This is a genomic window from Clostridium cadaveris, assembly GCF_020911725.1.
GTDB classification, from domain to species: Bacteria; Bacillota; Clostridia; order Clostridiales; family Clostridiaceae; genus Clostridium_X; species Clostridium_X cadaveris.
In genome coordinates this window covers 3,022,184-3,046,963 of sequence record NZ_CP076620.1, presented here as the reverse complement: position 1 = coordinate 3,046,963, position 24,780 = coordinate 3,022,184, and the positions used below count along the sequence as shown (strand labels likewise).

Here is a 24,780-nt window from a genome sequence, read left to right as displayed (position 1 = left end):
AAAAACAAATGTTAAAGTTTAATGAAAAAGCAAGTATTGAGAGTGTAAATGGAGCGCTAGCTTTAAGAGGAGAAATAAATAAGGTTGTAGATGAAATATGTAAAGAAGGATATACTAACATTTGCTGGTTAGGTATTGGAGGAACATGGGCAAGCAGTATGCAAGCAACAGTTCATATGAAAGAATTATCTAAAATAGAAACTTGGGCTGAAAATGCGTCAGAGTATTTAACAACAGGCAACAAAAGAATAGGAAAAGGAACAGTTGTTGTTACTTCTTCTGTAACAGGAAGTACTATCGAAGTTGTAAAAGCTGTAAAAAAGATGCAAGAAGAGGGAGCTAAAGTTATAGGGTTTATTGATATAGATACAACAGAACTTGCAAAAATGGTAGACTATGAAATAGCATATAAAGCTAATGAGCAGTTAAAGTTCTTTATGGTAGCAGATAGATTCTTATACAATAATGGAGAATTTGATGACTATGAGGATATGTATAAAGAATTTGATGAGCATCTTGCACAAGCTTTAGTAGATGTAGAGAAAGAAACTGATTCATTTGGAGAAGCATTTGCAAAGAAACATTGGAATGATGAGATACATTACTTTGTGGGTGCAGGAAATCAATGGGGAGCAACTTACTCTTATGCAATGTGTTACTGGGAAGAGCAGCTTTGGATTAAAACCAAATCTATTACATCAGGTGAGTTTTTCCATGGTATGTTTGAGATTATAACAAAAGAAGTGCCTGTTACAGTATTTGTTGGAGAAGATTCACAACGTTCTCTGTCTGAAAGAGTAGTAAATTTCCTTCCTAGAATCTGTGAAAACTATACAATAATTGATACAAAAGATTTTGAATTAAAAGGAATTAGTGAAAAATATAGAGGACATATATCTCACTTAGTTATGCATGCAGTAACTAATAGAATTGATGCACATATGGAAGTAGAAACACGCCATCCTATGGATATACGTCGTTACTACAGAAAATTAGATTATTAATAATATAAAGAATTAAATTTTTAAGCTGCATATATATTAAATCATATTTGATAATAATCAGGTATTGATAGTATTATGCAGTTTTTTTATATTACTATTATGAGTTTAAATTAAAAAGTTTGTTCATATAAAAATTTATTAAAACTTCTGAAATTAACATATTGAAAAATTGTTAAAATAAACCTTCACAATATAAATTGCCGCTTCATATTATAAAATGTATCAATAATTGGAGTGAGCTATATTGCAATATGCATTAATATTAGCAGGAGGAAAGGGAACGCGACTTTATCCATTATCTAGATCATCAAATCCCAAACAATTTCTGAAAGTAGTGAACAATAAGAGCTTTCTCCGTAACACCGTAGATAGAATAAAACCAATAATACCTAAAGAAAATATCTATGTTGTTACTAATGAGGAGTATATTGAAAAAATAAAAGAGGAACTTCCAGAAATTGATTCAGAGAATATATTTGTAGAACCCCAAAATAAAGAGACGGCAACATGTATAGGATTATCTGCAATAAAACTTTTGAAAAAGGACAAAGATGCAGTGATGGTTGTACTTCCTTCAGACCATTACATTGAAGGTGAAAAGGAGTTTTTAGACACATTGACACAAGGCCTTGAAATAGCAGAGAGGAGGAGGGGACTTATAACGATAGGGGTAAGTCCTACAAGACCTGAAACTGGATACGGATATATTCAAATGGGAGAAAGGGTAGCTGGATCTATAGCTACTTTTAAAATAGAAAGGTTTACAGAAAAACCTAATATAGAAGTTGCTAAGGACTTTCTATTAGAAGGGAATTACTTGTGGAATTCAGGAATGTTTGTTTGGAGGGCTGATGTATTTTTAAGAGAAATGGAAAAATATCTTCCAAAGATGTATAAGCATCTTATGGTGGTGTATCAAAACCTAGGGGAAGAAAATGAGATGGAGATCATAAGAACTCAATATAATTTGATTGATGGAATTTCTGTTGACTTTGGAATTATGCAAAGAACAAGAAAAGCATATGTAATAAAAGCTGAATTTATATGGGATGATATAGGAAGTTTTGCTGCATTATCTAGATTCTTAGATGAAAGGGAAGGAAACCATATATCAGATAATGTATATCTAAACCAAAGTGAAAACTGCTCAATTTTCAGTGATAAGAAACTGATTATAGGATTTGGTATAAAAGATTTAGTCGTAGTTGACGCAGGTGATGTAATATTGATAATGGAAAAAGGCAAAGACCAAGAAGTTAAACATCTTTTCAATGAAATGCAAAATAATAAAGAGTATTATAGATATTTATAAATTGAAGTCTTAGCTTTAGATGGAGTTTAACTCTATCAGATAAATATATCTATATAGATATATTTAAAAGAACAAGTCTTAAATAATAATTTGAGGCTTGTTCTTTTTTTGTTCAAAGATATTTTATAAAAAATACATACTATTTGTTGACAATTATTATTTGTTATGATATTATAAATACATAGATAACAAGAGAAAAAATAAATCAAAGCACAAAAGAAAAAGTAATTAGAAATGTTAATATACAAATATAAAAAATGTTTTTTTCAAGGAGGAAATATATTATGAAAAAATTTATATGTACAATTTGTGGATATGTTTATGAAGGGGAAGCAGCACCAGAAGTCTGTCCTCAATGTAAGGCACCAGCATCAAAGTTCGTAGAAAAGTCAGATGAAGAGATGTCATGGGCTGATGAACATAGAATCGGAGTTGCAAAAGATATAGATGAAAGAGTAATCGAAGGATTAAACCAAAACTTCATGGGAGAATGTACAGAAGTAGGAATGTACTTAGCAATGAGTAGACAAGCTGATAGAGAAGGATACCCAGAAGTAGCAGAAGCATATAAGAGAATAGCATTTGAAGAAGCAGAGCACGCAGCAAAATTTGCAGAATTATTAGGAGAAGTAGTTGCAGCAGATACAAAGAAGAACCTTCAAATGAGAGTAGATGCAGAGCATGGAGCATGCCAAGGAAAGAAAGACCTTGCAACTTTAGCTAAACAATTAGGACTAGATGCAATCCATGACACAGTACATGAAATGTGCAAAGATGAAGCAAGACATGGAATGGCATTCAAAGGATTATTAAACAGATATTTTAAATAAGATTTAAATCTAACTCCTATAATATAAAAAGAATTTTAACTCCCCCTAAAGGAACTGAATTTTACCATTCAGTTCCTTTTTTTATCTTGATATACATAGATAATCGATGTATAATTAAAGCATAGATAATCTATGTATTAAATAATGAGGTGATTATATGAAAGTAGATAAGAGTTTAATTACAGGAAGTACAACTATGCTTGTTCTTAGTTTATTAAAAGATGGTGATAAGTATGGTTATGAGATGATAAAAGAATTAGAGAAGAAATCTGATGAAACTTTTAGCTTAAAAGAAGGAACTTTGTATCCTATTCTGCATGGCCTTGAAGTTGATGGTATGGTAGAGTCCTATAGCAAAGAGTCTGAAATGGGAAGAAAGAGAAAATACTATAGGCTTACAAAAAAAGGACTTAGGCTTTTAGAAGAAAAAAAAGAAGAATGGAATCTATTTGCTTCAAAGGTAAACAAAGTTTTAGGGGGATCAGGCTATGCCTTGGCGTAAAGAGATAGAAGAATATCTGGACGAGATATGCAGTCATGTGAAATACAAAAGAGATAGACAAGCTATAAGAGAAGAAATAGGCAGCCACATAAATGAACGAATATGGGATTTAAAACATGATGGAGTAAGCGAAGAAGAAGCTGTAGCAAAAGCTATCGAATCTATGGGAGATGCAGACACCATAGGAATATCCTTGAATAAGGTTCACAATCCTATATTGGGATGGATATTTTTTATAACCAATATAGCAGCAAAAGTATCAATGGGTGTTTTAATCTTTTGGTTTGCATTTTCATTAATTTCAGAACTTGAGCCATTTAAACCAGGGAAAAGTAAATCTGATATAGTATATGAGAAAAAGCTTGATCTCAAAGGTAAAATTGATGATACAGCTGTAAAGTTTAAAAATGTGGTGCTATATAAAGATGGAGATGTGTGGATTGAGTTTTTGCAATATCCTACTAGGTTATCTTCAATAGATAATTATTCTACAACATGGGGATTTGAGGCGTATACGGACAATGGAGAGAGAATAGAAGGTAGATATGGAAATGAAAGAAGTGGTGTTTTTTTCAAAAGGAGTGCTATAATCTTTAATGCAAGAGGGTCAGATAAAATAGTATTAGATTATGATAAATACAATAGAAAGATGAGAGTTGAAATACCTCTTACAGGTGAAGAGAATGAATAAAAAGAAAAAGTTTATAATAAATTTAGTTGTTTTAATCTTTGTCTGTGTATATTTTTTTGGAATACAAGTAGGATTTAGATTCACACCGCTTGGAGTACACAAAGCAATAGAGAAAAAAAGTTACTATGGACCATCAGAAATAATAAATATCATAGAAGAAGATGATGAAGTCATATATGTGTCTAAATATGACAAATGGAATTCTATTGACAGTGCTAAAAGACATAAATTCGGATTATGGAGAGGAAAGAATTCTCTGCGCATTTCAGAAAATAAAAAGGACAAGCCACTTACTATAAATCCATATTATTTTGGACAAGCTATTGATGAAAAACACACAAGATATGAATGGATGATTTGGGGAGTAATAAATGATGAGAATATAAAAGATGTTAGACTTATCATTATGGATGATGGAAATCTAGAAGTTCTAGAAGAAAATCATATGAAAGGTGGCACCTATGTATTCCGGTGGGATAGTAGCAGACAAAGTTATGATAATAGTGACCTAATGATCGTTGGACTAGATGAAAACGAAAATCCAGTATATAAAGTGAGCTATAAAGGTCAGGAATACGAATAGAAGATGTATAGGGGATAGCAGCAGTGCTATCTCCTGTTTTTTGTGAAGAATTTTAGAAACTTACAAATTCATCTATAGCTAAGAGTATAAGCGCTCCTTTTATAGAAAAACGATGGGATAGTACAAATTCTTTAGCTTCACTTATTGGGATTTTTAAAACTTCAAGCTCCTCGCTATCTTCTATGTGCTCATTTGTTATTTCGCCTTCAACATCCATTTTCACTACAGCTGTGGTTTCGTCGCAGATTCCTACAGAAGAAAAAGAAGGCCTTAAAACCACTTTCAAACTTTTGCACTTTAAACCTGTTTCTTCAAACAATTCCCTTTTAGCAGCGCACTCAAAATTCTCATCTTTATCAACCATTCCAGAAGGCAGTTCATATATGTAATCATTTATTGCTGGTCTATATTGCTTTACTAAAACTACCTCATTGCCACTAGTGATTGGTATCACTATGACACCATCACAGATATCATAATTTTTTGTGAGACATATAAGATCTTTTTTCTTTCGCCTGCTTATTATAAAATAATCTTTAGGATTTCCTTTTCTATTTAAAAGGTTTAGCTTGAATAAATTAATATATTTACCTTCCCAAAGAGAAATTACATCTAATAAAGTCATTTCTAAAGACCTCCAATAAAAAATAAATTTCAATTATTATTTTTAACATATTTACTAATACTTATATAAGTAATTTCATCCAAATATTAATGAAAAATATGTATAACTATATTTAAGTAAATTGTACGTTGAAGTTTTACTTTATAATTAAGAAAAAGAAAAATCTTTATAATTGCAACCTTTATCGATGTTAATTTATCTAATAGGCGTAAAAGATTTAAATTGTGCAATTTAAAGACAAGAGGTGAACCATGGAAATACTAATATACAAAGCTCAGAGAGGAAACAGAGAAGCTTTTATTAAAGCAATAAACAGCTGTACAAAACAATTATATAAGATAGGAAAGAGTATGAGACTTAATGATGAGGATATCGGTGATGCTATGCAGGAAACTATCCTAACAGCCTATAAAAAAATAAATACATTAAAAGAACCAAAATTTTTCAAAACATGGCTCGTTAGAATATTTATTAATAAATGCAATTCGATTTTAAATAGTAATAAAAAGATAGTTTTATTAGATGATTTTAAAGCCGTAGAAGAAGTTTGTGAAGTATCATCAAATGAAGATTTGCAAGATGCAATAGATCAGCTAAAGGAAGACTATAAGAATGTTATCAATTTATATTACATCATGGGATACTCCATAAGAGAAATTTCTTATATATTAGAGGAAAAGGAAGGTACAGTAAAATCTAAGCTCAGCAGAGCTAGAAGTGAACTTAGAAAAGTTTATAAGAGTAAAGGGGAGGTAATTTAAGTAATGGATAATTTAGAAAAGGAATTATTTGAATTAAATAAGAATGATTTTGAGATTCCAGAGGAAGTATCAAATAAAATAAATATGGCTTTTGATGAGATAAGAAGTGAAGAAAAGGGAAGGAAAAAGAATAAGCATATGAAAAAAACATATATTGCAGCAGCAGGTTTGGCACTTGCGGTTATGATAGGGACTTCAACACCAGTAAAAGCTATTGTTGAAAAATTTATATTCAATTTCTATAATGCAGGGGTAGAAGAGGCTGCAAAACAGGATTATGTGCAGCATATATCCGATAAAAAGATATCTACATCTAAATATGATATAGAACTGAAAAATATATTAGTAGATAGAGCCAACATAGCTCTTGACTTTGAATTAAATATTCATGACAAGAATCTTCTTGAAAATACGAAGTATATGGATGCAAATATAGAATTATATGATGATAAGGGAAATGTAGTTGATAAAGATGGTGTTGCTGGAGCAATCGGAGGGACGAAATATTCTATAAATTATAAGGATATAGAAAACAATAAATTAGGACTAAATGTACTGTATCCTTCAGCTTCAGCAGAGATACCTAAAATTAATGGTTTAAAAATAGTTGTAAAAGATATATTCTTTAGAAATCCATATGAAGATAAAGCTATAGAAGTTTCAAGGAATCTAAACTGGGAAATGAATATTAATTTAGATGGGAAGTTTGCAGAAAATAGGGAGGTTCCGTATAAAGCAATTACAGAATCTAAAAATTTTAAAGTTAATAATGCAATGGCACTTCCAACAGGAATGTTTATCGATATAAACTATTTTCCACAAGGTCATTACGAAAATCTTATGCACAAGATAACCCTAGTAGATGATAACGGAAATAGGTATAAGAGCAGTGGAAGTGCAAGAATGAATACACTTACTAATGGAGGAGAATCATATCAATCTACATTCCAAGGATTAAGTTCTTTTACTTGCACTGACAGTTTTACTATAGAAATAGAAAATCCAGATGGAGTTACAGTAGATAAAATAAGAATGGAAAGACAAAACTAAATAAGAGATTAAAGAATTTTAATTATATCAAAGCACCGGAAATAAATCATATTTCGGTGCTTCTTTTTACTTAAAAATAATTTTATAAAAAATATCTATTATTTATTGACAATAATTATTTGTTATGATATTATAAGTACATAGACAACAATAAAATAAATCAACAACGAAAGATGAATTAGAAATAAAGAATTAAATTAAAGATAGAATAAATAATAGTTAAAATTCAAGGAGGAAATATATTATGAAAAAATTTATATGTACAATTTGTGGATATGTTTATGAAGGAGAAGCAGCACCAGAAGTCTGTCCTCAATGTAAGGCACCAGCATCAAAGTTTGTAGAAAAGTCAGATGAAGAGATGTCATGGGCTGATGAGCACAGAATCGGAGTTGCAAAAGATATAGATGAAAGAGTAATCGAAGGATTAAACCAAAACTTCATGGGAGAATGTACAGAAGTAGGAATGTACTTAGCAATGAGTAGACAAGCAGATAGAGAAGGATACCCAGAAGTAGCAGAAGCATATAAGAGAATAGCATTTGAAGAAGCAGAGCACGCAGCAAAATTTGCAGAATTATTAGGAGAAGTAGTTGCAGCAGATACAAAGAAGAACCTTCAAATGAGAGTAGATGCAGAGCATGGAGCATGCCAAGGAAAGAAAGACCTTGCAACTTTAGCTAAGCAATTAGGATTAGATGCAATCCATGATACAGTACATGAAATGTGTAAAGATGAAGCAAGACATGGAATGGCATTCAAAGGATTATTAGACAGATATTTTAACTAAAAACTAAATCCTAACACATAAATAAGTAATACCAATAAATATTCCCAATCATTACAACAAAATCCGCTGATATATAGAATTCTAGATCATAGCAAAGCCGTGATCTAGAATTCTTTTTTATAAACTAAATTAATAGATTCATATAAAAGAATATATAATAAAAATATAAGCTATCTGATATAATAGTAAATAATACCAAAATAGAATTTAAGAGGTGATTTCAAGTATGTGGACTTTTATACTTATTGTTGCAACAGCACTTATAATAGCTATAATTCTTTCTAAGAAATCTACAATAAAGATTAATGGAAAAGAAATAAGCGGAATGAAGAAAATTCCCTATGGATTTATTGCTATATTGATAGCTGCTTTAGGAATAATTTTTGCCATAGCTTTAGTAGCTATTTTTGTAGGATTAGGACTTGGTATAATTGGAATTGTAGCCATATTGATTCTTATTGCTATACCTATAGTATTACTTATAGCATACTTCACAACGGGAATAACGATAAATGATAAGATTTATAGATTTAAAAAAAATAAAGATAGATAATATACACTTTATCATGTCAATTTGTTTTTCATCTTTATTAGCTGTGAAACCTAGCTTAGTATAGAGATGAATGGCATTTTCATTACATTCATCTGCCATGAGAAAAGCTCTTGTTGCACCATGTTTTTTTCATGATCTCTTTGAACGATTATAGCGAAATCTTTAGAACCAACATCTACCGCTGAAGGTTCAGTACCATTTATCCATTCTTCTGTCTGACCGCTAAAACCTATGCTTTGATTTCTACAGGATTAAAACAAAGAAATAAAATTATAAAAATATCTATTATTTGTTGACAATTATTATTTGTTATGATATTATAAGTACATAGAGAACAAGAGAAAAATAAATCAATATACAAAAGAAAAAGTAATTAAAGAGATTAATATAAAAAATGTTTTTTCAAGGAGGAAATATATTATGAAAAAATTTATATGTACAATTTGTGGATATGTTTATGAAGGAGAAGCAGCACCAGAAGTCTGTCCTCAATGTAAGGCACCAGCATCAAAGTTCATAGAAAAGTCAGATGAAGAGATGTCATGGGCTGATGAGCACAGAATCGGAGTTGCAAAAGATATAGATGAAAGAGTAATCGAAGGATTAAACCAAAACTTCATGGGAGAATGTACAGAAGTAGGAATGTACTTAGCAATGAGTAGACAAGCTGATAGAGAAGGATACCCAGAAGTAGCAGAAGCATATAAGAGAATAGCATTTGAAGAAGCAGAGCACGCAGCAAAATTCGCAGAATTATTAGGAGAAGTAGTTGCAGCAGATACAAAGAAGAACCTTCAAATGAGAGTAGATGCAGAGCATGGAGCATGCCAAGGAAAGAAAGACCTTGCAACTTTAGCTAAGCAATTAGGACTAGATGCAATCCATGACACAGTACATGAAATGTGTAAAGATGAAGCAAGACATGGAATGGCATTCAAAGGGTTATTAAACAGATATTTTAAATAAAATAAATATATAGTATAAATTCATATCTATCTAGCAACAGGGTCAAACTCAAATCGAGTTTGACCCATTTTTATGTCGTCATAAGTAAAAAGAAAAATGTTAAATTATTATGATAATTTTGTTATAATGATAGGATAATAAATGGAAAACAGCTTGGGGGAAGATGTATGAGGCGTATCGTAGAAGTGAAAAATATTAAAATTGGTGAAGGAATTCCTAAGGTTTGCGTTTCAATGACAGGAGAAAATTTGGAGGAACTAAAAAAAGAAGCACATGTTTTGAAAACAGCTCCTCTAGATATAGTTGAATGGAGAGCAGATTTTTTTGATGAAGTTCAAGATATCTTAAAGGTCAAAGAAACCTTAAAAGTTATAGGAGAAATCCTTTATGATATTCCTATATTATTTACATTCCGTAGTAAAAAGGAGGGAGGAGCTAAAAACATAGATATAGAATATTATAAAACTCTTATTCTATGTGTTGCAGAAGAGAAGAGTGCAGATTTAATTGATATAGAACTGTTTATGGGGGATGATACAGTAAAAGAACTTATAGAAAAATGCCACGAAAATGGAGGCAGAGTAGTAGTATCTAATCATGATTTTCAAAATACTCCCAGGAAAGAAGAAATCGTAGCTAAATTAAAAAAGATGCAGATGTTAGGAGCTGATATAGCCAAAATAGCAGTTATGCCTAGAAACTCTAGTGATGTTATAGAGCTTTTAAGTGCCACTAATGAAATGAATCAAAAATGTAGAGAGATTCCAATCATAACTATGTCTATGTCAGGTATTGGAGTATTAAGCAGGGTAGCAGGTGAAATCTTTGGATCAGCGGTAACATTTGGGGCTGTTAGAAAACCTTCAGCACCAGGGCAGATAGGCATTGGTGACTTAAATTCAATATTAAAAGTATTGCATGAAAGCTTAAACAAATAAGATTAAATAAGGAAAGAGTGAGGTGAATTTTAGTAAAGTTTAACTAAAAACTTTACTAGAAATATTATGTTGTTGAATGATATAAGAAAAGAAATAGACAAAGTTGATAATGAAATTAAAGCACTTTTTAAGGAAAGAATGAAGATTGCTGATGCGGTTGCTAGGGTTAAAGCAGAAAATTATGATGTTATATTAAAACCAGAGAGAGAAACTCAGATCATAAACAACCTTCTTCAAGGAGTGGATTCCTCTATAGCTATGGAGTACGAAGCATTTATAAGAAAGACTATGACAGTAAGCAGAATGTATCAATATAAGAAAACATTAAATCTTAGAAAAGAAGAAATAAACAAACTAAATGAGCTAGCACAGGAACTTATGTCTGATACTGAACACAATAGAATAGAAATACTACTCTCTGTTGATGATCAAAGCGGCAGCTTAGGGAATATTTTATCTATGATAGGAGATTATAAAGTTAATATAAAAGAAATTAAATCCTTAATTGGGACAGAATATGGATTTTCTATAGTTATTGAGGGAAATCTCCTAGAGGATAACATGAAGGCTCTTATATATCAATTGTCAAAAGAGACAGCTGCCATGAAAGTTATAAAGAGTTATAAAGAATAAACCAAGGATCGACAAATTAATTAACAAGGACTCTAAGAATATCTAAAATATATTCATAGAGTCTTTGTTGTATGTGAATAACATATTCTTATATATGTGGATAATATAATAGTAAACTATAGATGTGGAGGAATTTTCTATGATTTTAGCGCTTGTACTTGGAGGGGGAGGAGCAAGAGGATCTTATCAGATTGGAGTGTGGAAAGCTTTAAGGGAGCTTGATATAAAGGCAGATATAATTACTGGTACTTCAGTGGGAGCTATAAATGGAGCTATGATAGCACAAGGAGAATATGAAAGAGCATTAGACTTATGGATGAACATAGAAAATAAGATGGTGTTCGGTGGGATTTATGAAGAGGATGATAAAAAATCAAAAATTGAAATAGTTATAGAGAAACTGATGGAAAATGATTTGCTTAATATGAATCCACTAAAAGAACTCTTAGAGAAAAACATAGATGAAGAAAATATAAGAAATTCAGAAGTTAAATTTGGAATAATGACAGTAGATAAAGATGCTTATAAGGAAGAAGCTATTTTTTTAGAAGATATAAATGAAGGAAAATTAGTGGATTATATAATGGCAAGTGCAGCACTATATCCTTTAGTAAAAGCTCATGATATAGATGGTAAGCAATATATAGATGGAGGGTTCTATGATAATCTTCCAATTAACATGGCAGTGAGCAAAGGGGCAGATAAAATAATAGCTGTAGATCTTAAGGCCATAGGAATTATAAAAGAAGATGGAGAAAACTGTGAAAAGGAAGTAATAAGAATAAGTCCATACAGAGATCTAGGTTCAATTATAGATTTTAAAAGCAGCCAGATGAAAAAAAATATAGACCTTGGATATACGGATGCTATGAAGTCTTTTAAAGTTTTGGATGGAAGAAGCTTTACATTTTTAAATGGAGAGGTTGAAAAATTAGAAGAAAAGTGTTTTGAGAGATTTAGTGAAGTTTATTCATTTATGGGTGAAGATTTTGAAAGAAACAAACTTCTTGATGGTCGATGTATAGAGGAACTCATGAAACTTTTTAATATTCTATTGAGTGGTGAAAATGACGATGAGAAATTTATACTTCAATGTGCAGAAAAAGCAGGAGATATCTTTGATATTGACTATATAAAAATATATACAGCTCAAAGTTTTAAGGATGAAATCAAACGAGAGATTATAAAAGTTGAGTATGATGAAAAATTTTCTATGGATGATTTGAAAAATATTGATATAATTCCAGTGATAAAAAATGTTTTAACACCTAAGTCAAGAGTACTTATAATGGCAAAGATAATTAAAAATATAAAAGAAACACAAAAACCTAAAGATATTTTAAAAGTTATGTCATTAAATAAAGAGGAGTTTAAAGGAGCTTTATTTATATATGGAATAGGAGCTGCATAGCAGCAGAGGTAATTAATAAGTGAAAACGTATAAATGATAAAAAAATAACAATACAATGAGAATTAAGAGAGATAGATTACTTGAAATAAGTGCGTAATTTTGAGAAAATAAAGATATAACAAACAATGGGGAAGAAGGGGTGAATTTAATGAAAGAATTAAAAGTATGTATTGGAAGTGCATGTCACTTAAAAGGATCTTACGATGTTATTGAAGGATTTAAAAAATTAATAAGTGATAATGGCGTAGAAGATAGAATATCATTAAAAGCAGCGTTCTGCTTAGGTCATTGTACAGAAGCTGTTTCAGTAGAAAAATGGGATGGAACTATACTAAGCGTTTCAAAGGATAATATAGAAGATATCTTTAAAAATCAAATTTTATGTGACTTATAGGAGGTTAATCCTATGGGTATTATTAAATTCTTAGAAACAAACTGTAGGAATTGTTATGCTTGTGTTAGGGCATGTGAAGTTAATGCCATAAAGATTAAAAATGATCAAGCTCAAATAATAGAAGATAGATGCATACATTGTGGTATGTGTGTGTCTGCATGTCCTAGAAATGCAAAAGATATAGAATGCGATATAGATAAAGTAAAAGGCTTTTTCAAAAACAATGAAAGAACAGTAGTATCCTTAGGATCAACTTTTGTGGGAGCTTTTGGACATAATAGTCCGAAGATTGTAGCTGCACTAAAGAAGCTGGGATTTGATTATGTAGAGGAGATTGTAATAGCTTCTCAAAGAGTAAGTAGGGAATATGAAAAGTATGCAGAAAGAAAAGATGGAAAGTGCTACATTACAAGTTATTGTCCATCTATAAATGAGTTGATTCAAAAATATTATCCAGAAGTAATTCCGAATCTTATTCCAGTGATTCCTCCTATGGTATGTCACGGTAAAATGATTAAGAAGAGGTACGGGGATGATACAAGGGTAATATTTATAGGACCCTGCGTAGCTAAAAAATCAGAAGCAAAGGGAGAAGATGACGTAGATGCTATCATAACCTTTGATGAACTGTCACTTTGGTTAAAAGAAGAAGGAATAGAATTTTCAAGCCTTGAAGAGGTACCGTTTGATGATAAATCTATTTATGGCAAGAGATTTCCTATTTTTGGAGAAACTGTGTATCAGATGAATACAAGAGGGCTAAAAGGTGAAGTAATTTATGTTGATGGAATAAATGACTGTAAAGAAGTCCTTCAAAAGGTAAGAGAGGGAAAGTTTAAAGATATACTTATAGAGATGAATTTATGTAGACATGGATGCCTTGATGGCCCAGCTATGCCACATAATGTTGCCACAATTTATGAAAGGCAACAAGATATGAAAAAATACATCAACAATTGTGAAAAAACTAACAAATCATATTTAAAAATGGAACCTGAAGATAATATAGATATGGTAAAGAAATTTGACCCTAAAGTTCAGACTTTAAAAAGACCAAGTAAGGAAGAGATAACAGCTATACTGGCTAGTATAGGAAAATATAGAAGAGAAGATGAGCTTAACTGCGGAGCTTGTGGATATTCAACATGCAGGCAGAAGGCTATAGCTGTCTATAATGGTCTTGCAGAACCAACTATGTGTCTTCCATTTATGAAACAAAAGGCAGAAAACTTTTCAAATATAATCTTTGATATGACACCTACAGTTATATTAGTTATAGATGATAAACTAAAAGTTTTAGATTGTAATTCAGCAGCTGAAAAGTTTTTCTCTACTACTAAGGGCGCAGCTATTGGATCAAGTATTGGTAAATTTATGCATACCAGCATTATAAAAGAAAGCATTTCTTCAGACAGAGATATAATAAATAGAAGGCAGAATTTGGATGCAAATAATGCTACTGTTCTTACTAGCATAATAAAGGTAGAGAATTCGAATATAATATTGGTACTTATAAATGATTTTACTAAAGCTTTAAAGCAAGAAGAAAAGCTTCAGAAAATGAGAATAAATGCAATAGATATGGCTCAACATGTAATAGATAAACAAATGACAGTTGCTCAAGAGATAGCTAGTCTGCTTGGAGAAACTACGGCAGAGACAAAAGTATCCTTGACAAAATTAAAAAGGTTAGTACAAGGGGAAGAGGTTGATCTAAAATGAGTTTTTTCGTAGACTATGCAACTGACAGCTTGAATAAAGCTGGAGAAGAGTTGTGTGGTGATACCGTAGAATTCTTCCGCTCTGATAGCAATGCTATTGCTGTCATGTCAGATGGATTAGGCAGCGGTGTAAAAGCAAATATATTAGCAACTCTTACAGCAAAGATAGCTATTACAATGCTTAAAGAAGGACTTCACATAGAAGAGGTTGTTGATACAATCGCTCATACACTTCCTGTTTGTAATGTTAGAAAACTTGCGTATGCTACTTTTACAATAGTAAAGGTTGATAATAACGGAACTGTATATGCAGCTGAGTTTGATAATCCAAGCTTATTTTTAATAAGAAATGGGAAAGTAGAAAAATTAGATGGAACCACTATTGAGATAAATGAAAGAAAAATAAAAGAGAGCATTTTTAAATTACAGGAAGACGATATCTTAATACTTGTAAGTGATGGAGTAGTGCATGCAGGTGTAGGCACTGTACTTAGCTTAGGATGGCGTTGGGAAGAGATAGCAGAGTTTATTGAAAAGATGCCACTGAAGAAAATGTCTGCAAAAGATATAATGAATAAGATCTTAACAACATGTGATAATCTTTATTTAAAAAAACCAGGCGATGATGCTACTGTATCCGTTATGAAATTGGTAAAGCCAAAAGAAGTAACTATGTTTTCAGGTCCACCTAAAAACCATAATAAGGATTCTGAGATAATAAGGGACCTTATGAGAGCCACAGGACAGAAGATAATATGTGGAGGGACGGCCTCAAATATCGCCTGTAGGGAGTTAAATAGAGAGTTAAATATAGATATGGAATATGTAAACAAGGAAATACCACCTATAGGATATATAAATGGTATTGACCTTGTAACTGAAGGGGTACTCACTATAAAAGCAACAATAGAAAGATTGAAAAAGATTAAGCTATCAATGGATTTTAGTGCTTTAGATGGAGATGATGGTTCTTCAAAGCTTGCTAAGCTTTTATATGAAAACTGTACTCATTTAAAAATGCTTGTGGGAACAGCGGTAAATCCAGCTCACCAGAATCCAAGTTTTCCAGAAGAGTTAAGCATAAAGTATAAATTACTTATGGAATTAGAAGACATAATGAAGAGTTTAGGAAAAGTTGTTGAAGTGAAGTACTATTAGGAGGAGAATAAATAAATGAGAAAATTTGAAAGCCAGGTACAATTAATAAAATACAAGGTTTTAAAGGATATAATAGAAAGAACTATAAATGGTACTTTTGTAGAAAGTCGTTATAAAATGCCAAAGGAAATTTTATCAAGTGACGAACCTCTTACAAGATGCTGTATATATAAGGAAAGAGAAATAGTTTCTCAAAGAATAGATGTTGCAGCAGATCCATTAAATGATGATGAATGTGTAATAAATATTTTAAGTATAGCTTGTGATGAATGTCCAGTAAAGAGATTTCAAATTACTGAAGCTTGTAGAGGATGTCTTGCTCATAAGTGTATTCAAGTCTGTCCACGTGATGCTATAATAATAGAAAATGGAAGAGCGGTTATAGATCAAAAGAAATGTATAGAATGTGGAAGATGTAAAGATGCATGTCCATTTAATGCTGTATCAGATGTTATGCGTCCATGTAAGAAAGCGTGTGGAAGTAAAGCAATAAAGATAAGAGAAGATAAAAAGGCAGATATAGACAGAGATAAATGTACTAGCTGTGGAGCATGTGCATATAAGTGTCCATTTGGAGCTATAAGCGATAGAAGTGAAATTATACCAATAGTTAAATCTTTAGAATCATATAAGAAAGATAAGAAACAAAAGGTATATGCTGTTGTTGCTCCAGCTATTGCTAGCCAATATCATGCTCAAGCAGGGCAAATAATAGCAGCAATAAAGAAAATGGGATTCAGTGATGTAATAGAAGCTGCTTTAGGAGCAGATATAGTTGCTTACCACGAATCTTTAGAGTTTGCTGAAAGAGTAGGCAAAAACGGAGAAGTATGTATGATGACTTCATGTTGTCCAGCTTTTGTTGAACACGTAAGAAAGAATCATCCTGCAGTAGCAGAGCACCTATCTACTATGGTATCTCCAATGGTTGCTATAGCAAGATTTATAAGAAAGACTGATGAAGATTGTAAGATAGTATTTATAGGACCATGCACAGCAAAAAAAGAGGAAGCCCGTGTAGAAGAGTTAAAAGATGCGGTTGATTACGTAATGACTTTTGAAGAATTAGAAGCTATGATTGATGCATACAATATAGTTGTAGAAGAATGTGAAGCTGAGCCAATGGAAAATGCATCTCCATTTGGAAGAGTATTTGCAAGATCAAGCGGAGTTAAAGATGCTGTAGTTCAAGCTATAAAAGAAGAAGGACTTACAGATATGGAATTTAAACCACTTGTGTGTAATGGAATAGATGAGATAGACAAAGCTCTTATGCTTTTAAAGTTAGGAAAGCTTCCATATAACTTTATAGAAGGTATGGCTTGCAAGGGTGGATGTATGAATGGACCAGGATCTTTAACTCATGAACCAAGAGATCAAAAACTTATAGATAAGTATGCAGAGCAATCTGTAGAAGGAACTATAAAAGAGGCATTAAGAGTTATAGATTTAAATGGAGTGAAACTTCATAGAAAATACGGTAAATAAGTTAAAAGTGAAGAATAGAAAAGCCGAATTCCTATAGGAATTCGGCTTTTCTATTTGAATCCAGAAATCATTTTATGCAGATAGTGACATTTTTTAAAAGATATCCATATACTATAGTATATTTCAATATACAAAGGAGGAATAAGAAAATGAGCTATTGCAATAATGAATGGATTGAAGGTACATGCAATGAAGAAGAGTATATAGATAGAATGGAAGACATCTTTGGCGATTGTGATGAAGATGATGAGGAGGATGTTGGTGAAACATGTGGAAATCCATGGTCATGTGACTGCAGAATATTTTGCATAAGAGACTATAGAAATGTTTTTGACTATTGCTATGGAATACCAACATTTGATACATGGGATTGTGGATATTGGTGGTATTAAGCTTAAGTAAAAATTAGGACAGAAAAAGCTGAATTTATAGCCTTAACCATTGATGATGTTTGGTTAGGGCTATTTTTTTGCAAATAAAAATAGTTTTTTATAAGTAATAAGTCATTTATAGAATATGCTATAATGGAAATAATTACAAAGATCCAGTTTAGCGAACTTAAGAATTAGAAGTTAAGGAGGTTTTTTAATGAAACATAAAGGCACAAAATACATAGAAACTGAACGATTAATATTGCGACCATTTACAATGGAAGATACATCAGCTATGTATAAAAATTGGGCATCTGATGAAGACGTTACAAAATTTCTTATGTGGCCAGCGCATAAAGATGTATCTATAAGCGAGAATGTATTAAAAGAATGGACTAAAAATTATCAAGATATGTCTTACTATCAGTGGGCAATTGTTTTTAAACAATATTCAAATGAACCAATTGGGAGTATTGGAGTGAATAATTCAATAGATGAAACAATACAAATGGCGCATATAGGATATTGTATTGGTAAAAAGTGGTGGCATATGGGGATTACATCAGAGGCATTGAAACTTGTTATGGAATATCTATTTGATGAAGTTGGGATTAATCGGGTAGAATCTAGACATGATCCAAGAAATCATAATTCAGGTGAAGTTATGAAAAAATGTGGAATGAAATACGAAGGAACGCTAAGAGCTGCTGATTGGAATAACCAGGGCGTGTGTGATGCAAGCTACTATGCTTTATTAGCAAGTGAACGATAAATTCTATTTTATTACTTGATAAACTTATATACAAATTAGAATTTAAAGTTTATATTAGGCTAGCTAAGATTTGTTGAATTTTAATGAAATTAAGTTGTTTATGGAGGAAATTATGCATTTAGGAAGTATTTATTTAATTGTAAAAAATTTTGAGTATTCTATAGATTTTTATGAGAAATTGCTTGAAATGCCTGTTTCAAAGAAGAATATGGATAGATTTGCTATGTTTAACTGTGATGGACAATGTATATCAATTATGAATGGCTATTTTGATATACAGAATCCTGATAAAGTTATAACTAAAGGTAATTTTGATGAATATTTTGATGACTTGGTACAAATATCAAATCTACCTAATTCCAGAAAAGTAGTTTTGAATTTCTGGGATGAAGATTTACGAAAAGAATATAATCGAGTAAAGAGATTGAATATTTCAAGTAACTTAACTGATATAAAGTATGTTTGTAATGTAAGTCCATACTATTATTTTCAATTTACTGACCCAGATGGAAATGTAATTGAAGTAACGGGTGAATACACACCGGAAAATGGTGAATTTAATGAGTAATTTTATTGTTTATGTAAAAAAGCATTTAGATAATCTTACTCTTACTTTTGGTGGTGAGCATATAAAAACAGTAGAGATACGAAAATTATCAAACAATCTTTATAGAGAATTAGATGATAAGTCAAAAGCTAATGTATTCAAAATATGCGAAGATCTTCTAGAGGAGTATAATTGGGCAATGGGAGTGATAGCATATGATTTTGCATACAGAGTTAGAAAACAATATGATGATAATACTTTTTCAATATTTGAATCATGGCTTATCAAATATGTACGTGGTTGGGGGGATTGTGATGATTTTTGTACTCATGCATTTGGAGAGTTGCTTATTCAAAAGCCTGAATGCTTTCATAAAATTATATCATGGACTAATAGAGAAGAATTTTGGATGCGTCGAGCAGCGGCAGTAATTCTAATCCCATCTATTAATCAAAACAAATATAGTAAACTTGAACCATTTTTAATATCTGACAAATTAATAAAAGATGATAATGTGTTAGTATGTAAGGGATATGGTTGGATGCTAAAAGTTCTATCAATTAAGGAATTGGAACTCGTATATAACTATCTTGTTAATAATAGGGAAATTATGCCACGTGTTTCTTTTAGGTATGCAATAGAAAAAATGGATAAGCATATGAAGGAACAATTGATGAGGTTATGAGGATAGTTTACTTTTGCAAATTTCAATTTATAGTACGGATTATTTATATAATTAGAAGGTGATTTTGATGGACATTAGAACAGCAAACGAAAGAGAATTATTAAATTTATGGGAAGAGACAGAGAAAAGTATGAAACCAACTACTCGTTTTTTTATGACAATATTAAAAGATGAAAAACAAACACCTAATACATGTGAAAAATTTTGCTTGTTACAAAAGCAATTATAGATGAAGGACTAAACATAGAGGTTATTTAACAATTTTAATATTTTATAATAAATTATAAAAGAATTAGGGGAGAGTTTAGCAGCTGACTAAAATTAATAATAAATTAAAGATAGGTGGGGGAAGAATGGAGCTAGAAACAAATAGATTGATATTAAGAAAGTTTAGAGAAAATGATATTAATGAAGCAGCTGAGTATTTAAAAGATATAGAAGTCATGAAGTATATTGAGAAGCCATTTACAAATAAAGAAACAAAAGACTTTATTCGTAAATATGGTATTAATAATATTCCTCTTATTTATGCACTATATGAAAAGAATGAAAGGAAGGTTATAGGGCATATAATTTTTCATTCATTTGATAGCAGTGATACTTATGAATTAGGATGGATTATTGGAAGAGAGTATTGGGGTAAAGGATACTGCATTGAAATAAGTAAAGCTGTCATTGAATATGGATTTAATAAAATGAATTTGAAAAAAATTATTGCTGAAACAGTAAAAGAAAATAAAAATTCAGTAGCACTAATTAAAAAATTAGGTTTAATTGAAGAGAAATGTGTAAATAAAGATTATAACGATGAATTAATAGTATTTAGCATAAAGAGTCCTTATGAAAATTAAATTAGATCATATTTATAGCTTTAACCATTGATGGTATTTGGTTAAGGCTATTTTTATAAGTAGAAATGTTGTATTATAAATAGTAAGACAAATTTGGAGGAGGAATTCATATGACTTTAATGAAGAACATGACTTGGTATGAGTTTAATGAAAGAAAAGATAAGGATATTGTTATACTTCCAGTAGGTTCTGTAGAACAGCATGGACCACATTTGCCGCTTTATACAGACACGATAATTTCAGAAGGATTTGCACAGCTTTTAGCAGATAGAATAAATGGAATAGTTATGCCGTCTATTAATTATGGATATAAGTCTCAGCCTGCTTCTGGAGGAGGACCATTATTTCCTGGGACAATAGATTTGAATGGAGCAACTTTAGTAGCTATAGTTAAGGATATTATAGAAGAACTTATAAGAGACGGAGTGAAAAAAATAGTTCTTGTAAATTCCCACTTTGAAAATCAAGCATTTTTATTAGAGGCTATAGATTTAGTAAGTAGAACTATGCCAGAGGGAACAAAAATTGTTATGATGAGCTGGTGGGATTTAATAAGTCAGGAAACTATAGATAAAGTTTTTAATGAAGTAGAATTTCCAGGTTGGGCGTTAGAGCATGCTGCTATAACAGAAACTTCTTTAATATTAAAATTTGCACCTGAACTAGTTCATATGGACAGACTAATAGATGAGAAAATAGAGGAAGTTCCAACATATCAAGTATATCCAATACCAAAGGATTTAGTTCCAAAATCAGGACTTTTAGCTATAGGAAGAACGAGTTCCAAGGAAAAGGGAGATTTAATTGCAGAAGAATCTTTAAATGGAATGGTAAAAATTATAGAAAAAGAATTTAGTTAATAGAATGACTTCTTAGTTTCAGATGGAGCTAAGAAGTCATTCTATTTTGGAAGAGTAAGGGTGTCATTTTTAACACTATCTTTTAAAGATAACTCCAGCTTATCATGATGAGCTTTATTAATTAGTATCTTGCCATGATTCACAGAAACAATATTGTCTTTCTGCAAAGATAATATTATTCTATTTAAAGTTCGTACAGAGCATCCAACTTTACTAGCTAACGATTCCCTTGTGTCTTTAATAATAAAGGGATAGCTTTCTTGCTTTTTACATTCATTTCTAAGAGCTAATAAAAATTTTGTTCTGTTATCAACAAAGAGATACTGCCTTTGCAGTTGGGTTTGGATTGAAAGCTGACGCATTAACATTTGAGTTCTTAAAAAGAGAGCATTGTTATCACTGTGCATCCAATTAAGATATTGAATAGATGGTATGCGAAGAAAAACAGATTCCTCTATTGTCATTAACGTAACTAAGTACTCATCAGTCTCGGCAAACAGTTCAAAATCACCAACAATATCGATAGGTTCAAGCTCTGTAAAAGTATAGGGACTGCTACAGATTTTTTCTTCAATAGCTTGAAGCCTGCCTTTTAGCAGCACAAAAACATAATTGTTTTTATCGTTTGCATTTATAAGAAGCTGATTAGCTTTGTAAGACTTTATAGACATGCTATCTAATACATTTTTGGGACATCCTCTAAAAAGAGATTCTAAAAAATTTAATTGATTTTGGGGTATAATATATTTTATACTATCAATAAAATCCATAGTATGCCTTCTTTCCAGTTTTATTAAAAAAACAGGACACATGTCCTATTTAAAAGGTTTACTTTATAGTAATATAATTTATATAGGAAATCAATAAAATTTAGATAGTTTGTGACTTAAAAGGTAAATATAATATCAGGTATACTAAAAATTAAGGAGGAATTTAAAATGTCAACACCACATAACGCGGCTAAATCAGGAGAAATAGCAAAAACAGTCTTAATGCCAGGAGATCCATTACGTGCAAAATTTATTGCTGAGACTTATTTAGAAAATCCAGTTCAATTTAATACTGTTCGTAATATGTTTGGATATACAGGAACATATAAAGGACATAAGGTATCTGTAATGGGTTCAGGTATGGGAATGCCAAGTATAGGTATCTACTCTTATGAGCTTTACAAGTTTTATGGAGTTGAAAACATCATAAGAATAGGAAGTGCTGGAGCATATACAGATAAGTTAAATTTATTTGATATAGTTTTAGCTGATAGTGCTTGGAGTGAATCATCTTTTGCAAAAGCTCAAGCTGGAGACGAAAATGATGTTCAATATCCAAGTCAGTCTTTAAATGAGAAAATCGAAGAAGCTGCTAAAAAAATCAATAAGCCTATAACGAAGGCAAGAATACATTCAAGCGACGTTTTCTATCATGAAGATAATGTAGATGGTTTTAATGAATTCTATACAAAGCATAATTGTGTATGTGTTGAGATGGAAAGCTTCGCTCTTTTCCACAATGCTAAAGTTTTAGGAAAGAATGCAGCATGTATTCTTACAATCTCTGATTCACTAGTTACTCATGAAGCAACTACTGCAGAAGAGAGACAATTATCATTTAATAATATGATGGAAGTAGCTTTAGAGAGCGCTATTATGTTATAAGGAGATCTTAATTATGAAATATAATAGAATTTTTACTATAGTAATAGATTCTTTAGGTGTTGGTGCTATGCCAAACGCAAAAGAGTATGATGATGAAGGCTGTGATACTTTAGGACATATAGATGAAAAAATGGAGTCTTTCAATATAGAAAATTTAGCTAAGATGGGATTAGCAAATTTACATCCATTAACAAAAGTAAAAGAAGTTGAGAAACCTTTAGGATATTATACAAAATTATTAGAAGCATCTGTTGGAAAAGATACAATGACAGGTCATTGGGAGATGATGGGGCTTCATATAACAAAACCATTTAAAACTTTCACAGACACAGGATTCCCACAGGAATTATTAGATGAATTATCTAAGCGTTGTGGACGTAAAATTGTAGGAAATAAATCAGCAAGTGGAACTGAGATATTAGATGAACTTGGTGAACACGAAATTGCAACAGGAGATATGATTGTTTATACATCAGCAGACTCAGTGCTTCAAATTTGTGGTAATGAAGAAACTATGGGACTAGATAACTTGTATCGCTATTGCGAAATAGCTCGTGAACTTACAATGAAGGATGAATGGAAGGTTGGTCGTGTTATTGCACGTCCATACGTTGGAAAGAAAAAAGGTGAATTCAAACGTACTTCAAACCGTCATGATTATGCTTTAAAACCTTATGGAAGAACAGTATTAAATGCATTAAAAGATGCTGGCTATGATGTCATAAGCGTTGGAAAAATCAAAGATATATTTGATGGAGAAGGAATAACAGAAGCTCACAAATCAAAGAGTAGTGTTCATGGAATGGAGCAGACAATAGAACTTATGGATAAAGATTTTAAGGGTCTATGTTTCGTAAACTTAGTTGATTTTGATGCTTTATGGGGACATAGAAGAAATCCTATTGGATATGGTAAGGAACTTGAAGCTTTTGACGAAAAGTTAGGTGTACTTTTAAGTAAATTAAAAGAAGATGATTTATTAATCATAACTGCTGACCATGGAAATGATCCAACATTTAAGGGAACTGATCATACAAAGGAAGCAGTACCATTCCTTGCTTATAGCCCAAGCATGAAAGGATCAGGAGAACTTCCAGTAGAAGATAACTTTGCAGTTATCGGAGCTACTATTGCAGATAATTTTGACGTAGAAAAACCAGAAAACACAATTGGAAAAAGTATATTAAATGAATTACAATAAGTAGATTTAGAGATAAGGCAAACATCTTAATAAAAATATGTTTGCCTTATTTTGCATTTTTAAATTAAAGTATTTATATATTGACAACAGCAATAAAAGAATGATAACCTTTACTATGTAATAAGGTGAAAAATTAAATATAAATCAGTATAGTTACAATAGTATTAAAAGGGAATATGGTTAAAAGCCATAACAGCCACCGCTACTGTAAAATTGACGAAAGCTTTAAAGTTTACTCTACTAATGTATTTTGGGAAGGAAAAGCAAGTAGAATGATATTAAGTCAGGAGACCTACTATATTGATATATACTAGTAGCTTTTCGGTGGGAAAAGACAAAGTAGATGACTTTAATATTTAAAAGATCATAATCGTAATTCAACTAACCACGAAAGGGTTAGTTTTTTTATTTGTTTTAATACAGTTTAG

The 24,780-nt window shown here is 31.1% G+C and carries 29 protein-coding genes and 1 riboswitch; of the genes, 27 read left to right on the top strand and 2 right to left on the bottom strand.

The window, feature by feature from the left end:
- The first annotated feature begins 8 nt into the window (after nt 1-8).
- The 6 genes from KQH81_RS14640 to KQH81_RS14615 all read left to right on the top strand — a co-directional run bounded on the left by KQH81_RS14640 (nt 9) and on the right by KQH81_RS14615 (nt 4,922).
- Nucleotides 9-1,004, top strand: coding sequence for an SIS domain-containing protein (locus KQH81_RS14640; RefSeq protein WP_027637686.1), 996 nt, complete (start codon nt 9-11; stop codon nt 1,002-1,004).
- A 244-nt stretch (nt 1,005-1,248) separates the two neighbouring features.
- Nucleotides 1,249-2,316: a mannose-1-phosphate guanylyltransferase gene (locus tag KQH81_RS14635; RefSeq protein ID WP_027637685.1), complete on the top strand. Its 1,068-nt coding sequence runs from the start codon at nt 1,249-1,251 to the stop codon at nt 2,314-2,316.
- Nucleotides 2,317-2,600: 284 nt separating this feature from the next.
- The gene (locus KQH81_RS14630; RefSeq protein WP_027637684.1) at nt 2,601-3,146 is read left to right on the top strand and encodes an NADH peroxidase; all 546 of its coding nucleotides are present in this window, start codon (nt 2,601-2,603) and stop codon (nt 3,144-3,146) included.
- A 157-nt stretch (nt 3,147-3,303) separates the two neighbouring features.
- Nucleotides 3,304-3,648 carry a PadR family transcriptional regulator gene (locus tag KQH81_RS14625; protein WP_074846748.1) on the top strand — a complete coding sequence of 115 codons (345 nt, stop codon included), beginning with the start codon at nt 3,304-3,306 and terminating at the stop codon, nt 3,646-3,648.
- A complete protein-coding gene (locus tag KQH81_RS14620) occupies nt 3,635-4,339 on the top strand; it encodes a permease prefix domain 1-containing protein (RefSeq protein WP_027637682.1) in 705 nt (234 codons plus the stop codon). Before KQH81_RS14625 ends, KQH81_RS14620 begins: the two co-directional genes overlap by 14 nt.
- Nucleotides 4,332-4,922 (top strand): hypothetical protein, encoded by a 591-nt coding sequence (locus KQH81_RS14615; RefSeq protein ID WP_230028451.1) that lies wholly within the window; start codon nt 4,332-4,334, stop codon nt 4,920-4,922. The genes KQH81_RS14620 and KQH81_RS14615 overlap by 8 nt, the downstream gene beginning before the upstream one ends.
- Before the next feature lie 52 nt (nt 4,923-4,974).
- Here KQH81_RS14615 and KQH81_RS14610 read toward each other — a convergent pair whose 3' ends face one another.
- Nucleotides 4,975-5,547: an NUDIX hydrolase gene (locus tag KQH81_RS14610; protein ID WP_230028450.1), complete on the bottom strand. Its 573-nt coding sequence runs from the start codon at nt 5,545-5,547 to the stop codon at nt 4,975-4,977.
- A gap of 251 nt (nt 5,548-5,798) precedes the next feature.
- On the opposite strand from KQH81_RS14610, the gene KQH81_RS14605 reads away from it, so the two are divergent.
- From KQH81_RS14605 to KQH81_RS14515, 19 genes are all read left to right on the top strand, one after another.
- Nucleotides 5,799-6,308, top strand: coding sequence for a sigma-70 family RNA polymerase sigma factor (locus KQH81_RS14605; protein ID WP_027637679.1), 510 nt, complete (start codon nt 5,799-5,801; stop codon nt 6,306-6,308).
- 3 nt (nt 6,309-6,311) lie between these two features.
- On the top strand, nt 6,312-7,358 hold the full coding sequence (locus tag KQH81_RS14600; protein WP_230028449.1) for a type 2 periplasmic-binding domain-containing protein: 1,047 nt from the start codon (nt 6,312-6,314) through the stop codon (nt 7,356-7,358).
- Between the two features lie 244 nt (nt 7,359-7,602).
- Nucleotides 7,603-8,148: an NADH peroxidase gene (locus KQH81_RS14595; RefSeq protein ID WP_099336154.1), complete on the top strand. Its 546-nt coding sequence runs from the start codon at nt 7,603-7,605 to the stop codon at nt 8,146-8,148.
- A 226-nt stretch (nt 8,149-8,374) separates the two neighbouring features.
- On the top strand, nt 8,375-8,701 hold the full coding sequence (locus KQH81_RS14590) for a hypothetical protein (RefSeq protein WP_074846760.1): 327 nt from the start codon (nt 8,375-8,377) through the stop codon (nt 8,699-8,701).
- A 420-nt stretch (nt 8,702-9,121) separates the two neighbouring features.
- Complete coding sequence (locus KQH81_RS14585; RefSeq protein WP_027637675.1) at nt 9,122-9,667, top strand: NADH peroxidase; 546 nt, start codon at nt 9,122-9,124, stop codon at nt 9,665-9,667.
- 167 nt (nt 9,668-9,834) lie between these two features.
- Nucleotides 9,835-10,605: a type I 3-dehydroquinate dehydratase gene (gene aroD, locus KQH81_RS14580; protein WP_230028447.1), complete on the top strand. Its 771-nt coding sequence runs from the start codon at nt 9,835-9,837 to the stop codon at nt 10,603-10,605.
- A 66-nt stretch (nt 10,606-10,671) separates the two neighbouring features.
- Entirely contained in the window at nt 10,672-11,238 is a 567-nt protein-coding gene (locus KQH81_RS14575) for a bifunctional chorismate mutase/prephenate dehydratase (protein ID WP_081670177.1), read from the top strand.
- Between the two features lie 139 nt (nt 11,239-11,377).
- Nucleotides 11,378-12,649, top strand: a complete 1,272-nt coding sequence (locus KQH81_RS14570; RefSeq protein ID WP_168972602.1) for a patatin-like phospholipase family protein — start codon at nt 11,378-11,380, stop codon at nt 12,647-12,649.
- A 148-nt stretch (nt 12,650-12,797) separates the two neighbouring features.
- Complete coding sequence (locus KQH81_RS14565; protein WP_027637672.1) at nt 12,798-13,043, top strand: (2Fe-2S) ferredoxin domain-containing protein; 246 nt, start codon at nt 12,798-12,800, stop codon at nt 13,041-13,043.
- Between the two features lie 12 nt (nt 13,044-13,055).
- On the top strand, nt 13,056-14,765 hold the full coding sequence (locus tag KQH81_RS14560; RefSeq protein WP_168972601.1) for a [Fe-Fe] hydrogenase large subunit C-terminal domain-containing protein: 1,710 nt from the start codon (nt 13,056-13,058) through the stop codon (nt 14,763-14,765).
- The gene (locus tag KQH81_RS14555; protein WP_027637670.1) at nt 14,762-15,922 is read left to right on the top strand and encodes a SpoIIE family protein phosphatase; all 1,161 of its coding nucleotides are present in this window, start codon (nt 14,762-14,764) and stop codon (nt 15,920-15,922) included. The genes KQH81_RS14560 and KQH81_RS14555 overlap by 4 nt, the downstream gene beginning before the upstream one ends.
- 15 nt (nt 15,923-15,937) lie before the next feature.
- On the top strand, nt 15,938-17,410 hold the full coding sequence (locus KQH81_RS14550; RefSeq protein ID WP_027637669.1) for a 4Fe-4S dicluster domain-containing protein: 1,473 nt from the start codon (nt 15,938-15,940) through the stop codon (nt 17,408-17,410).
- Between the two features lie 149 nt (nt 17,411-17,559).
- Nucleotides 17,560-17,802 (top strand): hypothetical protein, encoded by a 243-nt coding sequence (locus KQH81_RS14545; protein WP_027637668.1) that lies wholly within the window; start codon nt 17,560-17,562, stop codon nt 17,800-17,802.
- Between the two features lie 196 nt (nt 17,803-17,998).
- Nucleotides 17,999-18,553, top strand: coding sequence for a GNAT family N-acetyltransferase (locus tag KQH81_RS14540; RefSeq protein WP_027637667.1), 555 nt, complete (start codon nt 17,999-18,001; stop codon nt 18,551-18,553).
- A gap of 112 nt (nt 18,554-18,665) precedes the next feature.
- Nucleotides 18,666-19,121, top strand: coding sequence for a VOC family protein (locus KQH81_RS14535; protein WP_027637666.1), 456 nt, complete (start codon nt 18,666-18,668; stop codon nt 19,119-19,121).
- Complete coding sequence (locus KQH81_RS14530) at nt 19,114-19,785, top strand: DNA alkylation repair protein (protein ID WP_074846411.1); 672 nt, start codon at nt 19,114-19,116, stop codon at nt 19,783-19,785. The genes KQH81_RS14535 and KQH81_RS14530 overlap by 8 nt, the downstream gene beginning before the upstream one ends.
- A gap of 67 nt (nt 19,786-19,852) precedes the next feature.
- Nucleotides 19,853-20,014, top strand: coding sequence for a hypothetical protein (locus tag KQH81_RS14525; protein ID WP_168972600.1), 162 nt, complete (start codon nt 19,853-19,855; stop codon nt 20,012-20,014).
- Nucleotides 20,015-20,138: 124 nt separating this feature from the next.
- Nucleotides 20,139-20,636, top strand: coding sequence for a GNAT family N-acetyltransferase (locus KQH81_RS14520; protein ID WP_074846414.1), 498 nt, complete (start codon nt 20,139-20,141; stop codon nt 20,634-20,636).
- Nucleotides 20,637-20,746: 110 nt separating this feature from the next.
- Nucleotides 20,747-21,496 (top strand): creatininase, encoded by a 750-nt coding sequence (locus KQH81_RS14515; protein WP_206153190.1) that lies wholly within the window; start codon nt 20,747-20,749, stop codon nt 21,494-21,496.
- Nucleotides 21,497-21,537: 41 nt separating this feature from the next.
- Here the strand turns inward: KQH81_RS14515 and KQH81_RS14510 are convergent, their stop codons facing one another.
- The gene (locus KQH81_RS14510; protein ID WP_081670175.1) at nt 21,538-22,266 is read right to left on the bottom strand and encodes a Crp/Fnr family transcriptional regulator; all 729 of its coding nucleotides are present in this window, start codon (nt 22,264-22,266) and stop codon (nt 21,538-21,540) included.
- A 168-nt stretch (nt 22,267-22,434) separates the two neighbouring features.
- On the opposite strand from KQH81_RS14510, the gene deoD reads away from it, so the two are divergent.
- Nucleotides 22,435-23,151 (top strand): purine-nucleoside phosphorylase, encoded by a 717-nt coding sequence (deoD, locus tag KQH81_RS14505; protein ID WP_027637662.1) that lies wholly within the window; start codon nt 22,435-22,437, stop codon nt 23,149-23,151.
- 10 nt (nt 23,152-23,161) lie between these two features.
- On the top strand, nt 23,162-24,352 hold the full coding sequence (gene deoB / locus KQH81_RS14500; RefSeq protein WP_027637661.1) for a phosphopentomutase: 1,191 nt from the start codon (nt 23,162-23,164) through the stop codon (nt 24,350-24,352).
- Nucleotides 24,353-24,485: 133 nt separating this feature from the next.
- Nucleotides 24,486-24,666, top strand: a riboswitch (cobalamin riboswitch).
- Nucleotides 24,667-24,780: the final 114 nt, after the last annotated feature.

What these genes read in the sequence shown, in the direction of transcription:
- KQH81_RS14640 (WP_027637686.1), top strand. Translation starts at nt 9, where the DNA reads ATGTTAAAGTTTAATGAAAAAGCAAGTATTGAGAGTGTAAATGGAGCG.
- KQH81_RS14630 (WP_027637684.1), top strand. Translation starts at nt 2,601, where the DNA reads ATGAAAAAATTTATATGTACAATTTGTGGATATGTTTATGAAGGGGAA.
- KQH81_RS14625 (WP_074846748.1), top strand. Translation starts at nt 3,304, where the DNA reads ATGAAAGTAGATAAGAGTTTAATTACAGGAAGTACAACTATGCTTGTT.
- KQH81_RS14620 (WP_027637682.1), top strand. Translation starts at nt 3,635, where the DNA reads ATGCCTTGGCGTAAAGAGATAGAAGAATATCTGGACGAGATATGCAGT.
- KQH81_RS14615 (WP_230028451.1), top strand. Translation starts at nt 4,332, where the DNA reads ATGAATAAAAAGAAAAAGTTTATAATAAATTTAGTTGTTTTAATCTTT.
- KQH81_RS14610 (WP_230028450.1), bottom strand. Translation starts at nt 5,547, where the DNA reads ATGACTTTATTAGATGTAATTTCTCTTTGGGAAGGTAAATATATTAAT.
- KQH81_RS14605 (WP_027637679.1), top strand. Translation starts at nt 5,799, where the DNA reads ATGGAAATACTAATATACAAAGCTCAGAGAGGAAACAGAGAAGCTTTT.
- KQH81_RS14600 (WP_230028449.1), top strand. Translation starts at nt 6,312, where the DNA reads ATGGATAATTTAGAAAAGGAATTATTTGAATTAAATAAGAATGATTTT.
- KQH81_RS14595 (WP_099336154.1), top strand. Translation starts at nt 7,603, where the DNA reads ATGAAAAAATTTATATGTACAATTTGTGGATATGTTTATGAAGGAGAA.
- KQH81_RS14590 (WP_074846760.1), top strand. Translation starts at nt 8,375, where the DNA reads ATGTGGACTTTTATACTTATTGTTGCAACAGCACTTATAATAGCTATA.
- KQH81_RS14585 (WP_027637675.1), top strand. Translation starts at nt 9,122, where the DNA reads ATGAAAAAATTTATATGTACAATTTGTGGATATGTTTATGAAGGAGAA.
- aroD (WP_230028447.1), top strand. Translation starts at nt 9,835, where the DNA reads ATGAGGCGTATCGTAGAAGTGAAAAATATTAAAATTGGTGAAGGAATT.
- KQH81_RS14575 (WP_081670177.1), top strand. Translation starts at nt 10,672, where the DNA reads ATGTTGTTGAATGATATAAGAAAAGAAATAGACAAAGTTGATAATGAA.
- KQH81_RS14570 (WP_168972602.1), top strand. Translation starts at nt 11,378, where the DNA reads ATGATTTTAGCGCTTGTACTTGGAGGGGGAGGAGCAAGAGGATCTTAT.
- KQH81_RS14565 (WP_027637672.1), top strand. Translation starts at nt 12,798, where the DNA reads ATGAAAGAATTAAAAGTATGTATTGGAAGTGCATGTCACTTAAAAGGA.
- KQH81_RS14560 (WP_168972601.1), top strand. Translation starts at nt 13,056, where the DNA reads ATGGGTATTATTAAATTCTTAGAAACAAACTGTAGGAATTGTTATGCT.
- KQH81_RS14555 (WP_027637670.1), top strand. Translation starts at nt 14,762, where the DNA reads ATGAGTTTTTTCGTAGACTATGCAACTGACAGCTTGAATAAAGCTGGA.
- KQH81_RS14550 (WP_027637669.1), top strand. Translation starts at nt 15,938, where the DNA reads ATGAGAAAATTTGAAAGCCAGGTACAATTAATAAAATACAAGGTTTTA.
- KQH81_RS14545 (WP_027637668.1), top strand. Translation starts at nt 17,560, where the DNA reads ATGAGCTATTGCAATAATGAATGGATTGAAGGTACATGCAATGAAGAA.
- KQH81_RS14540 (WP_027637667.1), top strand. Translation starts at nt 17,999, where the DNA reads ATGAAACATAAAGGCACAAAATACATAGAAACTGAACGATTAATATTG.
- KQH81_RS14535 (WP_027637666.1), top strand. Translation starts at nt 18,666, where the DNA reads ATGCATTTAGGAAGTATTTATTTAATTGTAAAAAATTTTGAGTATTCT.
- KQH81_RS14530 (WP_074846411.1), top strand. Translation starts at nt 19,114, where the DNA reads ATGAGTAATTTTATTGTTTATGTAAAAAAGCATTTAGATAATCTTACT.
- KQH81_RS14525 (WP_168972600.1), top strand. Translation starts at nt 19,853, where the DNA reads ATGGACATTAGAACAGCAAACGAAAGAGAATTATTAAATTTATGGGAA.
- KQH81_RS14520 (WP_074846414.1), top strand. Translation starts at nt 20,139, where the DNA reads ATGGAGCTAGAAACAAATAGATTGATATTAAGAAAGTTTAGAGAAAAT.
- KQH81_RS14515 (WP_206153190.1), top strand. Translation starts at nt 20,747, where the DNA reads ATGACTTTAATGAAGAACATGACTTGGTATGAGTTTAATGAAAGAAAA.
- KQH81_RS14510 (WP_081670175.1), bottom strand. Translation starts at nt 22,266, where the DNA reads ATGGATTTTATTGATAGTATAAAATATATTATACCCCAAAATCAATTA.
- deoD (WP_027637662.1), top strand. Translation starts at nt 22,435, where the DNA reads ATGTCAACACCACATAACGCGGCTAAATCAGGAGAAATAGCAAAAACA.